This window comes from Flectobacillus sp. BAB-3569, from assembly GCF_002270355.1.
GTDB lineage: Bacteria > Bacteroidota > Bacteroidia > Cytophagales > Spirosomataceae > Flectobacillus > Flectobacillus roseus.
In genome coordinates, this window is the sequence record NZ_NJFZ01000005.1 from 102,826 (window position 1) to 116,393 (window position 13,568).

Here is a 13,568-nt window from a genome sequence, read left to right on the forward strand (position 1 = left end):
GAGGAACTTGATTGAGCTAAGATTATGTTTTATCACAAAACTACCAAAGCATAGCCTCAACGGCTCCATGCTTACACTATTTACTTATCTGAAAATTTATGAATTTAATAAAAGTTGCAGCTGGGGTGGTTAACCAAACTCCTTTGGCATGGGAAAGCAATAAAAGAAATATAATTGGCTGTATCGAAGAAGCCAAAAGTCAAGAGATTTCAATCTTATGTTTGCCCGAGCTATGTATTACGGGCTATGGTTGCGAGGATATGTTTTATGCCTCTGGTACCTGCGAGACTGCCCTCGAAATGCTTCAAGATATCGTTGAAGTAACCTCTGGCATTATCGTATCAGTGGGATTACCTATCCTTATCAACAACCGTGTGTATAATGCCGCATGTTTGATTGCTAATAAACAAATTCGTGGTTTTGCTTGTAAGAAGAATTTAGCTAACAACGGTCTACATTACGAAACGCGTTGGTTTCAGCCTTGGCCCGATAATCAGCGTACAGAGCTTGCTATCGGAGAATTTAGTTATCCTGTTGGAGATTTAATTTTTGAGGCTGGTGGCGTAAAAATAGGATTTGAAATATGTGAAGATGCTTGGATTGCGAACCGTCCTGGTCGCTCTCTTTATTTGCAAGGAGTAGATATTATTCTAAATCCTACAGCTTCGCACTTTGCCTTTTTCAAAACGCAAACTCGTGAACGCCTTGTTCAAGATGGTTCAAGAGCCTTTGGCGTTGCTTATATCTACGCCAATCTGTTAGGTAATGAGGCTGGTCGTGCGATATTCGATGGCGATGCAATGGTAGCACAAGCAGGTGAAATGTTAGTTTCGGGTACTCGCTTTAGCTATCGTGATTTTTATTTGACGCCAGCAGTGATTGACCTTGATAAAGTTCGCTTAGAGCAAGTTCAAAATCGCTTAACTTTTTCGGGAACTTCCCAAAAAGTACCTTTCCTATACGACTTCCCTCCTATCAAACCAATCAAACAACGTTTTGAATTGGAGCATTGGGAGGCAAAGGGTTTTCAGAAAGAGGAAGAATTTGCACGAGCTATTGCCTTAGCATTATTTGACTATCTTCGCAAATCTCGTTCTTCGGGTTGGGTAATATCACTTTCGGGCGGGGCAGACTCTTCGGCCATTACAGGTCTGTGTTATTTGGCGATTGAACTAGGAGTTGCTGAACTAGGACTAGAAGGCTTCAAACAAAAATTGGGACATATCAAGAAAATCCAAGATTGTCAAAGTGTTCAAGAATTATCGAAGGCCTTGATAACCAATATTTATCAAGGAACAGAAAATAGCTCAAATGATACACGCTTTTCAGCAAGTTCACTGGCAGAATCACTCAATACGACCTTTTACGATATCAATATCAATGGTTTGGTAGAAACCTATAAAGATTTGATTCAAGGGGCTATCGGGAGAAACCTTTCATGGGAAACGGATGATTTGGCACTTCAAAATATTCAAGCGAGGGTACGTGCCCCAAGTGCTTGGCTTTTGGCAAACATCAATAACGCCTTGTTATTAGCTACCTCAAACCGCTCGGAAGCAGCTGTAGGATATGCCACTATGGATGGCGACACTTCTGGTTCTATTTCGCCAATTGCTGGTATTGACAAGCATTTCTTGCGTCATTGGCTACGTTGGTTGGAACATACAGGACTGGACGGACAGGTAAAACTTCCAGGCTTGAATGCTATGAACAATCTGCAACCAACCGCAGAGCTTCGTCCTCTAGAGGCCAAACAAATCGACGAAGAAGATTTGATGCCTTATGACCTATTGAATGCCATAGAAACAGCAGCATTTAGAGATAAAAAATCACCCAAAGATTGTCTTGAGTTGATGGAGCTGGAATTTGAAGGTATTTACAGCAAAGAAAAATTGGTCATGAGTATTGACCGTTTTTTCCGCTTGTGGAGTCGTAACCAATGGAAACGCGAGCGTTATGCACCAAGCTTCCATGTTGACGACCGCAATCTCGACCCTCGCAGTTGGTTGAGATTCCCGATCTTATCGGGTGGCTTTGAAAAAGAATTAGCCGATATGCACGACTATGCCAACGATTCGAAAGGCAAACAAAGAAGAAGTCGTATTGGATTCTAAAAATTTGACAAGGAGGAGAATTTAAAACAAAGTCTCCTCCTTGTCTTTTTAGAAATACCAAAATCCATAAAATAATATGTACTTTTGAGAAAAGATTTTAACCTTATTCTCATTATTTCTTAAGCTTTTTGACAGAAAGTTTCTGTCATATACTTTATGCTTTTAGCAATTGATATAGGCAATACAGATATTGTTTTTGGTGTAAACGATGACCAGCAATGGATTCACCAGTTTCGCATAAGTTCTTCTTTTTCGCAACGTTCTCAAGATTATGAGGCACAACTTCGTCTGCTTTTTTTAGAAAATTCGCTCAAACTTAGCGATATCCATCAGATTATTGTTAGCTGTGTTGTACCTGATTTACGAGCCGTCATCAAAGATATGTCGGTTACCATGTTTGGTATTCAACCCATGATGGTCGGTCCAGAAATGTATGATAAGCTCAATATGGAAATTTTGAGTCCTTACGAAATAGGCACCGATTTGGTTTGTAACGCAACATATGCCTATTATACCTACCAACAAACCTGCTTGGTTGTCGATTTTGGAACAGCACTTACCTTTACCGTAGTATCGGGCGAAGGTAAAATTTTGGGTGTTTCAATTGCACCAGGCCTCAAAACAGCCGTAAAATCTTTGTTTTCTAATACCGCACAATTGCCCGAAGTACCTCTTTCTATGCCCGAATCAGCCATCGGGACAAATACCGTTCATGCCATTCAAGCAGGGATTTTGTGGGGATATGTCGGAATGGTCAAAGAAATGATTTACCAAATCAAACTAGAAGTTGGACAAGAGTGTAAAGTCTTGGCTACTGGGGGGCTTTCCTCTATCCTTACCCCACTACGTTCGGAATTTGATGAAGTAGATAAAACCCTTACCCTAAATGGTTTAAAGATTATTGCTTCTTTATAATAGATTGCTTCAGGATGTACTCCTATAGGCATCCTGAAGTAAAAACTTCTACTAATTACTACGAGTACACTTACCATCTTCATAAAATCCTTTCGATTTACTTCTCATAATCAACCACTTATCATAATTCATCTATCTCAATAAACTTTTTTTACAATTTTTGTATCGTCATCTGCAACCTTTGATTGCCCTTCTGCATCCTATCTACAAATTCTCTCACAAGTCATTTTTTTCTTCCAAATGCTTTCTTGGCTTAATTTACCATTTATCATTTGGAGAAGCCAATCAGGTAGTTTGCATTGCAAAGTAGCTTGCATAGCAATTAACTTTGAATCAAATCTCAAGGAGAGATATAAACATTCACATTACCTCAAGTGCCTCTAAACCTATTTGAGACACGATACAATGATAAAACACTTCAAAAGATGAAACGATTTATACTTTCGGCAATCATTACTTGTGGATTAAGCTATGCGGGAATGGCACAAGTAAAAGGAAAAATTTCTGGCTCGGTTAGCGACAACCAACATAAAATTGTAGAATTCCCAACAGCAACTTTACTTAAAGCAAAGGATAGTACTTTGGTAAAAGGTGCACTGGGCGATGCTAACGGACATTTTGAGTTTGAATCCGTAAATGCGGGTGAATATCTTGTAAGTGTGACGCAAATGGGATACAAGAAGTTTTTTACCCCAAAAATCATTATCTCAGATGGCAATACAAATGTCAACTTGGCAAGTATTGTATTGGTAGAAGAAAGTAAACAGCTTAGTGAGGTTACGGTGTCGGCACAAAAACCATTTATCGAACGTCAGGTTGATAAAACTGTAGTCAATGTCGAAAACAGCATCATGGCGGCGGGTTCAACGGCCTTAGAGGTATTAGAACGTTCTCCAAATGTAATGATTGATAAAGATGGAAACATTAGTTTGAAAGGCAAACAAGGTGTACGAGTTATGATTGACGGTAAAATTTCTTATTTATCAGGTCAAGATTTAGCAAACTTTTTGCGTAACCTTTCGGCTGAGCAATTGGCTCAAATCGAAATTATGACTAACCCTTCATCAAAATATGATGCAGCAGGTACGGCAGGTATTATCAATATTAAGTTGAAGAAAAATGTCAATATGGGCTTGAACGGTTCAGCCAACGTAGGTATTGGTCACGGTAAATATCTTCGTGAAAATGCTGGCATCAACCTTAACTATCGTAATGGCAAGGTAAATGCGTATGGCAACTATAGCTGGAACGAACGTCGTCAGGAAAATACGAATGATATTTACCGTTATTTCAGAGCACAAAACGAAATGTATCATGCCGACGGTAGAAGAAAGAGCTTTAGTTATAATCACTCTTTAAAAGCAGGTGTAGATTATTTTATTTCTGACAAAACAACCATTGGTATCTTGGTCAATGGCTCATCGGGAAGTTGGGGCGCAGACTCAGCTTTGACGGTAACAACCAAGTATGTCAACAATAAGCTTACGCAGACCATTCCTACGGCAAATAATGTATCGCAACCTTGGAAGAATATCTCTACTAATTTAAACTTAAAACATACTTACGATTCTACTGGTAGAGAGTTGACGGTCGATTTGGACTATGCCTACTATGACAATCGTTCAAGCAATGACTATATTACACAGTACTTTAATGGGAATGATTTGACAAGCAAATTTCGTTCTGACTCTACTTTGGTAAATAAAAGTCTTTCAGGTATCAACCAATATTCGTTAAAAGTAGATTACACCTTACCAGTTTCGAAAGTTACTAAATGGGGAATGGGAGTAAAAGCTAGTTATGTGATTACGGATAACGATTTGAAGTTTTACGAAAATTTAGAAGGCGGTGGTTTGAATTTGTTGAAAAGAAATAGCAATCAGTTTGTGTACAAAGAAAACATCAATGCTGCTTATTTAAACTATCAAACCAAATGGAATAAGTTTAGTGCACAATTAGGTTTACGTGCGGAATGGACGATTGCAGATGGCAAATCTACGAGTTATGAAACCTTAAAAGATTCAACTTTTACACGTGATTATTTGAAATTGTTTCCAAGTGCATTTGTGCAATACGAAGCCAATAAGAACCATACATTAGGCGTAACCTACAGTCGTCGTATCGACCGCCCAGGCTATGACCAATTAAATCCATTTGTCTTTTTCTTAGACCCATATACTTATCAAGTTGGAAACCCTTATTTGCGTCCACAATTGACCAATTCATTTGAACTGACACACTCGTACAAGGGTATTATTTCAACAACGGTAAATTACAGTCATACATCTGATTTTATGTCAGAAATCTTGAAACAAAATGATGCGACTCGAGCTACTTACCAAACGGTAGACAACTTAGCACAACAAGATAACTTCGGTGTGACGATTTCGGCTCCAGTGCCAATTACAAAATGGTGGATGAGTGTGAATGAATTTAACTTGAATTACACAAAAGTTCAAGGAGCTATTCAAAATATCAATGTGGTTCCGTCGGCAACCAACTATTATTTCAACTCGAATAATACATTTAGCTTAGGTAAAGATTACAAACTTGAATTAGGAGGCTGGTACGTTTCTGGTGGTTTGTGGAGTATTTTCAAAATCAACTCGCAAGGTGCAATAAACTTCGGTATCCAGAAAACATTGCTTGACAAAAAGGCTACTTTGAAATTGAACGTTCAAGATATTTTCTTTACCAACAAAGCTACAGCAACGACACAATATGGCTCGGTTGATATTATTTCAAGCAATACATGGGACAGTCGTCAGGTACGTTTGACATTTAGTTATCGTTTTGGAAACTCAAAAGTGTCAGCTGCTCGCAACCGCTCAACAGGCTTAGACGAAGAAAAAAGTCGTGTGAAGAATGGCGGAAACTAATAAAGTACAAAGTTGCGAATGAGTAGTGTAAAGTGAAATTAAGTTAGTGGGCAAAATAAAATTTAAGATTGTACTTGAGGCTTTCAGGTAACGACTTTCGGCGGTGGGCTTTAGGAAAAATGGATGTCTGTGGTCGTTATTAACATTCTAACACTCTTTGCCTTGTGCCTATTGCCTTGTCCCTATGATATAAGCAAAAAAGACTTGAGATTGGAGAGGTTACTTTCCGTTCTCAAGTCATTTACTTATCAAGAGGTTGCCGAGTTGCTTTTGTTTTTTCATAGATACTTTTTGCTAGCTTACGCGGTACATCGTCGCGCTCTGGTTACGAAGCATAAAAGCTAAAACAGCTTTCCAGAACGATTTGCGACTATTCTTTTCAGATTCTGCACTACTTTTTGTAGTTTTTGAAGCTGCGGCATTTTGTGATTCCTTCACAATTAAGTCTGCCAATAACAAGTTGTATTTCATAATGAATATATTTGAGTGAAGAGTGTCTTCCAATCAATCTTGGAAGGTTGCAAAAGATAACACGAATGCAATTTTCTGTAAATCAAAAAATTACGCAACATTTACCACTCCTTAACTAAACCAGTGTTATCTCGTTTGGTATTATGACACAAAGTTAAAGCATTAAGTTTCAAAGAACCTAAAATATATAACTTTTCGAATACAAGTTCTTTATTTACTACAATTTTATTGAATTTTACCAAGAAAACACACTTCAAATAAGTCAATAATATCTTTTATTTCCACAAAATCAAAAATGGCTATCGAAACAAAATTCGATAGCCATCTGTATAAATTTCAGAAAAAGAATGTCTATAAAGCAGTTTATCCAACAATAGTTAACCCTGATTTCAAATTCTTCAGGTCATTGTCAAGAGAAAGTTATTCAGGCTGAATGCCTATGATGGTAGTAAATCGACCAGTATTACCCTTTTCTTTTCGGAAAGAATAATAATCGTCATTATTTAAAATCGTAGAATACGGAGAAACCTGAATGTTTTCGATCGGAACACCACAGTCTAACAGTTGTGCAAGATTGGCCTTTTTTAGATCAATCAAATACTTTTGTCGTTCTTCGTCAAACCGTTTAAAAGCTGGTTTAAACTCGTCTGCAACTTCGATACCAACTTCAAAGTTTTTTTCATCGATACAAGTACCTACATAGGCAAAACAGTTTTCGGGTCTTGTCCCAAACTCTTCTTGCATTTTTTGAAGTGCCTTTGCAGTGATTTGTCTGACTGTACCGCGCCAACCAGCATGTACCGCACCTACTGCCTGTTTGACAGGATCATAAATCAAAATTGGTGTACAATCGGCTACTGTTACACTCAAAAAAACACCCTTTCTGTTTGAAACCAATGCATCATACCCTTGAAATGTTTTGCCTCTAGTCGCCACAACCACCTCATCGCTGTGGGTTTGTCGAGAATGTGCTACTCTACGTTCTCCAATTCCTAAGGCATCATACAAAATTCTGCGGTTTTGAATAATTGTTTCTTTTTTGTCACCACTATACAAGCCCAAATTGAGCGAAGTATAAGGTTTTTCGCTTATGCCACCATGCCTGGTGGTTTCTGCAGCAACTAAATTTGTAAATTGCTCAAAAATTTCAGGTCGTCTGAACATGTTTTATAAGTTTAAATTTTTCCCGCTACAAAGTTATAAGAATATCGAGTGTACATTTCAACCTTTCAATAAATGATATTTATAAGACAAAAAAGAGGGATAATTGCAATATTAGTGGCGCTAACTATGAGCAGTTTATGGCTATTCAGAGGCTACCTCTTTCCACAAAATATGCCTAAGGCTGGAATCGCGCTCTCCTTTGATGACCGATTCATCAAAGAATGGTACTTATTACGCCCTCTATTTAGGAAATATAATGCGCATGTGACCTTTTATTTGACTCAGCCTGATAGCCTTAGCGCTGAAGAATGGAATATGTTAGGTGCGTTATCCAAGGATGGGCATGAAATTGCTTGTCATGGTGCAATACATACCCAATCTATACCTTTTGTGTGGCACAATTCAATAAAAGAGTATTTTAAGGTCGAAATATTTCCTGCCTTAAATACCATGAAAAAGCATGGCTACACTCCAACAACATTTGCTCATCCGGGAGGCTCGCAGTTTTGGTGGCTCGACCAAAAACTCTACCAATATTTCAATTTATTACGAGATGTTTCTCTCAAAAAAAGAAAGCTTGGCAATTGGGTATTTGAGCGAAAGATTGATGAGATTAATGAAATTTATTTTAGACCTAATCAATCCAAAAGCGTAAGCGCCCTAATGATTGATATCGGCAATGAACTCTCAGAAAAAGAGATACTAGAAGTATTAAAAAAGGCAAAGAGTACCCAAAGTGCTGTTATGCTTTTTGGACATAAACCGCTATTTCAGTCTGCGAAGACAGGACAAGAATATGGATTTGAAGTCGAATTTTTGACGTATATTTTGTCAGAAAGTGCTAAATTAGGTCTGAAAACCTATACAATGGCTGAATTAAGCCAATTCAATAAACCGTAATTACAATTCAATCCACAAGTGTTTGGCTTCGTCTTACACACAAACATTACCTTTATTCATGAAAAAAAATACTCCTTCATCACAACACTATTGCTGTCGGCAACGCTTAGTCAGGCACAAACTGCGGACTCGGTTGTCGTTAAAAAATTATATGATGCGACTCTTTCTCACGGACAGTCTTACGAGTGGCTTCGTCAACTTACTACGCAAATTGGTGGTCGTTTGGCAGGTTCTGCCAATGCTGCCAAAGCTGTACAATGGGGCAAAAGTGTACTCGAACAGACTGGAGCTGACCGTGTATTCTTACAAGATGTGATGGTTCCTCATTGGGAACGCGGTGCAAAAGAAGAGGCCTATATCGTTGTCGGCAAACAAAAAATCACAGTTCCATTATTGGCATTAGGAGGTTCAATTGCAACACCTAAAAAAGGGATTCAAGCTGAAGTAATCGAAGTTCAGAACTTTCAAGAATTACGTGCTTTAGGAAAAGAAAAGTGCGAAGGAAAAATCATTTTCTTCAATCGCCCAATGGATCCTACTAAAATTAACACGTTTGAAGCCTACGGTGGTGCAGGCGACCAACGTCGCAGTGGAGCTAATGAAGCCAGTAAAGTTGGCGCTATCGGTGTAATTATACGTTCATTGAGTAATACATTGAACGACTACCCTCATACAGGCTCGATGCAGTACGCTACAGGTGTTCCATTGATTCCAGCTGGAGCTATTTCAACGAATGCGGCTGAGTTGCTTAGCAAAACCTTGAAGGAAAATCCTAAGACACAGTTTTTCTTCAAACAAAACTGTGAGACTTTGGACGATGCCCCTTCTCATAATGTAGTAGCTGAGATTAAAGGCTCTGAAAAGCCAGATGAATATATCGTAGTGGGTGGTCACTTAGACTCTTGGGATGTTGCACAAGGCGCACACGACGATGGTACAGGTATTGCTCAGTCGATGGAAGTGCTACGATTGTTCAAAGAACTAGGTATCAGACCTAAGCGCACTATCCGTATTGTTCTTTTTATGAATGAAGAAAATGGTAACCGTGGTGGTATCAAATACGCAGAGTTAGCAAAGCAAAATAACGAAAAACATATCTTCGCCTTGGAATCCGACAGTGGTGGTTTTACACCAAAAGGCTTTGGTATTCAAGGAGCGGCAGCTTCTGTTCTAGAAAAAATCCAAGGATATAAATCTTTGTTTGCTCCATACGGTTTACACGAAATCGAGCGTGGTAGCGGAGGTGTCGACATCGGCCCATTGGGTCCACAAGGAACAGTCTTGATTGGTTTCAAACCAGATTCTCAGCGTTATTTCGAGTATCACCATGCTTCAAATGACAAGTTTGATACGGTAAACCAACGTGAATTAGAACTTGGTGCAGCTTCAATGGCTTCATTAATTTACTTGTTAGATAAATACGGTTTGTAAGAAATACCTTTTGTGGGTGCTGGATTCCGTATGCTAGTGCTGGATTCCTTGTGCTGGTGCTGGATTCCTATCCAGCACCCACTTTTTCCAAGGATTCCAATCCTTGGTTATTCTAATAAAATAACATCTATTACGGTTTGTTCCTTCGTATAATAATTCCTTGCCGAACTATACCGCCAATCTTCAGGCCTATCTACAAAGCCAGCCTTCACAGGATTTTGATGTATATAATCCAATTTCTGCATTATCACATCATAAGAATTCAGCCAAACAGGATGATTATCATGTTGCCAAAACTGGTACTTTTCATTCCCTGCTGTCCGTTTTCCAGACCACTCGAAAAGCCTTAACATCCATTTTTTTCTTGATTCAAAGGGATTGTTTTCAATCGCTGAGAGAATACGTTTTGCGGTAAATTGCTTTAATTCTCGTAAAATTTTATCCATAGGTATTCCTCTCGTTCCGATAATAGCATGAAAATGATTGGTCATCAAGCAATAGGCATAAATGTCAAGGTCTTTTTCCTTGACACAAAAAGATAGACCTTCCATCAAGATATTGCTGTATTCCTCTCTGGTAAATACATCTACCCAAAAAACTGTTGCCGTGCTGATAAAATATAGACTCGATTGGTCTATAAACTTGTATTTTCTAGACATAGAAATTTTTGATTTGTTGTAAAACTATTTTTTAAGTTTTAGGATAGAATCCTTAGAAAAAATAGGTGCTGGATAGGAATCCAGCACCAGCGTAGGGACATATATTTTCTAATGCGCTTCTAGCCAGTTTTGACCAACGCCCATGCCTGTTTCCATTTTTACTGGAAAATCTATGGCATGAATCATTAAGTCATTTACTCGTTCTTTTAGTAAATCCAACTCATCGCGATGAGCATCGAATACTAATTCGTCATGCACTGTCAAAATCATGCGAGAACGAAGTTTTTCTTTTTTGATAAAGTCATTCACTTTAATCATCGCCACTTTAATCATATCTGCTGCCGAACCTTGAATTGGCGCATTGATGGCATTTCGTTCTGCAAAACCTCTTTCGACCATATTCTGAGCATTGATGTCTCTCAAATATCTTCTACGACCAAGAATCGTCTCACAATAACCTGTATCTCTAGCCTTAATTACAGCTGAATCCATATACTGTTTTATGGCTGGAAACTCTCTCCAGTAACTATCAATAATTTCTTTAGCCTCAGTTCTTGAAATTGCAATTTGTTGTGATAAGCCAAATGCCGAAACGCCATAGATAATACCAAAGTTTACCGTTTTGGCCTTACGACGCATATCAGTAGTTACCTCATCCAAACTTACATTAAAGACCTTTGCTGCCGTAGTTGCGTGAATATCTCGACCTTGATTAAAAGCTTCAATCATAGATTCGTCTTGTGCAAAAGCCGCCATGATACGCAATTCTATCTGAGAATAATCGGCTGATAAAATCAAAAATTCTTCATTTCTAGGAATAAATGCTTTGCGAATCTCACGACCACGAGGCGTACGAATTGGAATATTTTGCAAGTTTGGATTGGTACTTGACAAACGACCCGTAACCGCCACAGCTTGATTGAAAGACGTATGTATTCGCCCAGTGCTTGGAGAAACCAGCAGAGGCAAAGCGTCTACATAAGTGGACTTGAGTTTTTGTAATTCTCTAAAATCTAGAATCTTTTTTGCAATCTCGTGTTCTGATTCAAGTTTAGACAAAATCTCCTCCCCTGTCATATACTGACCAGTTTTGGTCTTTTTAGCCTTAGGATCTAGTTTGAGTTTTTCGAAAAGAATCTCTCCTAATTGTTTGGGTGAACCAATATTAAACTCTACCCCTGCCAATTCGAAAACTCTATCTTGGACAATACGCATATCTGTTTCCAGCTCTTTTGACATATTACCCAAAAACTCGGTATCAATACGTACACCTTCCATTTCGATATCAGCCAAAACCTGTGTCAAAGGCATTTCTACCTCTTCAAACAATTTGACTGCGCCAGCATTTTCAGCTAAAATCGGATGTAGCCTATCTTTGAGTTGCAAAGTAATATCAGCATCCTCCGCTGCGTACTCTTTGATTTTTTCCAATTCTACATCTCGCATATTGCCCTGCTTCGCTCCTTTTTTCCCAATCAATTCCTCAATCGAAACAGGCGTGTAGTTCAAATAATCTTCCGCCAAAATATCCATATTGTGGCGTTTTTCTGGCTCAATCAGATAATGTGCCAACATGGTGTCATACAATTTACCTCTTACAGTCAAACCATATCTTTGCAAAACCATCAAGTCATATTTGATATTTTGGGCAATTTTTTCGATGTTTTCATTTTCCAAAACAGGACGAAACTCATCGACAATCGCTTGTGCCTGCGCTTGATCGGCTGGTACAGGTACATAAAATGCCTCTCCTTTACGATAAGCAAATGCCAATCCTACCAATTCTGCCTCCACAGCATCAACACTGGTCGTCTCTGTATCAAAACAAATAGCCTCTTGTAAACTCAAGAAGTGTACCAAGTTTTGACGTAGCTCTGGGGTATCTACGGCATGGTACTGGTGAATGGTAGAATAGATATTTTGCTTAGATTCGAGCGTAGTTTCTGTAACAGCCAAAGGTTTTTCCGAAACTAATCCTCCGAATAAATCCATCTGACCAGCGGCAGCAGCTTTGGAAGCTTTTGCTGAAACAGTTTCCTCTTTCGCTACAGGTTCTGACTCTTCGCCCAACAGACGTTTGCGTAAAGTTCTAAATTCAAGCTCGTCCAAAAGTGGAGAAAGAACTTCTTTATTTACCTCCGAAATACGTAAAGATTCTTCGTGAAACTCAATCGGTACTTCACACAAAATAGTTGCCAACTCTTTTGACAGTAAGCCCTGTTGAGCAAAGTTGACTACATTTTCTTTCTGCTTACCTTTCAACTTATCTGCATTAGCAATCAAGTTTTCTACGCTTCCAAACTCAGCAATAAGCTTTTGTGCTGTTTTTTCACCAATCCCAGGAATGCCAGGAATGTTATCGACAGCATCGCCCATCAAACCTAAGATATCGATCACCTGAGATACACTTTCGATACCCCATTTGTCACAAACCTCTTGTGGTCCAAGAATCTCAACGCCCTTGCCCATAAAAGCAGGCTTGTACATTTTGATACGTTCCTCTACCAACTGACCGTAGTCTTTGTCGGGAGTCATCATATATATTTCCATATCCTCATGCTCACGAACCGCTTTTTTGACCAATGTACCAATGACATCATCAGCCTCGTAGCCTTCCATCAATAAAATAGGAATGTTCATGGCTTCCAATAAGCGTTTTACATACGGAATCGCAACAGTAATATCTTCAGGTTGCTCTTGACGTTGCGCCTTATATGCCTCAAACTGCACATGGCGAAACGTAGGCGTTGGCGTATCAAAGGCAACACCTAAGTGTGTAGGTTTTTCTTTGGCTAAAATTTCAAGTAAGGTATTAGCAAAACCAAAAACAGCACTAGTATTAAGTCCTTTTGAACTAATACGAGGCGTTTTTTGAAACGCAAAGTGAGCACGATAAATCAATGCCATTGCGTCGAGTAGGAATAATTTTTTCATAAGGTTGGGATTTTATGCACATAAAATTACAGAATCTCAAGTGCATAAAATGAAATAGCTCAAATTCGTTGTGAGAAGTTAATACAAATTTAGGAAGGTAA

9 protein-coding genes are annotated in these 13,568 nt (G+C 38.7%); 5 read left to right on the forward strand and 4 right to left on the reverse strand.

The annotated features are described in order from the left end of the window. Window positions 1–98 precede the first annotated feature (98 nt). From nadE to BWI92_RS04245, 3 genes are all read left to right on the forward strand, one after another. A complete protein-coding gene (gene nadE, locus BWI92_RS04235) occupies window positions 99–2,114 on the forward strand; it encodes an NAD(+) synthase (protein WP_095160885.1) in 2,016 nt (671 codons plus the stop codon). A 156-nt stretch (window positions 2,115–2,270) separates the two neighbouring features. Further along, complete coding sequence (locus BWI92_RS04240; RefSeq protein ID WP_095160886.1) at window positions 2,271–3,029, forward strand: type III pantothenate kinase; 759 nt, start codon at window positions 2,271–2,273, stop codon at window positions 3,027–3,029. Between the two features lie 425 nt (window positions 3,030–3,454). Further along, window positions 3,455–5,908 carry an outer membrane beta-barrel family protein gene (locus tag BWI92_RS04245; RefSeq protein WP_095160887.1) on the forward strand — a complete coding sequence of 818 codons (2,454 nt, stop codon included), beginning with the start codon at window positions 3,455–3,457 and terminating at the stop codon, window positions 5,906–5,908. Window positions 5,909–6,202: 294 nt separating this feature from the next. Here BWI92_RS04245 and BWI92_RS27215 read toward each other — a convergent pair whose 3' ends face one another. Both BWI92_RS27215 and pgeF read right to left on the reverse strand, forming a co-directional pair. Next, entirely contained in the window at window positions 6,203–6,379 is a 177-nt protein-coding gene (locus BWI92_RS27215) for a hypothetical protein (RefSeq protein WP_176464348.1), read from the reverse strand. A 420-nt stretch (window positions 6,380–6,799) separates the two neighbouring features. After that, a complete protein-coding gene (gene pgeF / locus BWI92_RS04250) occupies window positions 6,800–7,543 on the reverse strand; it encodes a peptidoglycan editing factor PgeF (protein ID WP_095160888.1) in 744 nt (247 codons plus the stop codon). Window positions 7,544–7,615: 72 nt separating this feature from the next. On the opposite strand from pgeF, the gene BWI92_RS04255 reads away from it, so the two are divergent. Together BWI92_RS04255 and BWI92_RS04260 are read left to right on the forward strand one after the other, a co-directional pair. After that, entirely contained in the window at window positions 7,616–8,443 is an 828-nt protein-coding gene (locus BWI92_RS04255) for a polysaccharide deacetylase family protein (protein ID WP_095160889.1), read from the forward strand. Window positions 8,444–8,497: 54 nt separating this feature from the next. After that, window positions 8,498–9,874, forward strand: coding sequence for a M20/M25/M40 family metallo-hydrolase (locus BWI92_RS04260; RefSeq protein WP_095161166.1), 1,377 nt, complete (start codon window positions 8,498–8,500; stop codon window positions 9,872–9,874). Between the two features lie 107 nt (window positions 9,875–9,981). On the opposite strand, the gene BWI92_RS04265 is transcribed toward BWI92_RS04260, so the two are convergent. Next, entirely contained in the window at window positions 9,982–10,533 is a 552-nt protein-coding gene (locus BWI92_RS04265) for an REP-associated tyrosine transposase (protein WP_095160890.1), read from the reverse strand. Between the two features lie 108 nt (window positions 10,534–10,641). Further along, a complete protein-coding gene (gene polA, locus BWI92_RS04270; protein ID WP_095160891.1) occupies window positions 10,642–13,467 on the reverse strand; it encodes a DNA polymerase I in 2,826 nt (941 codons plus the stop codon). Between the last annotated feature and the right edge of the window lie 101 nt (window positions 13,468–13,568).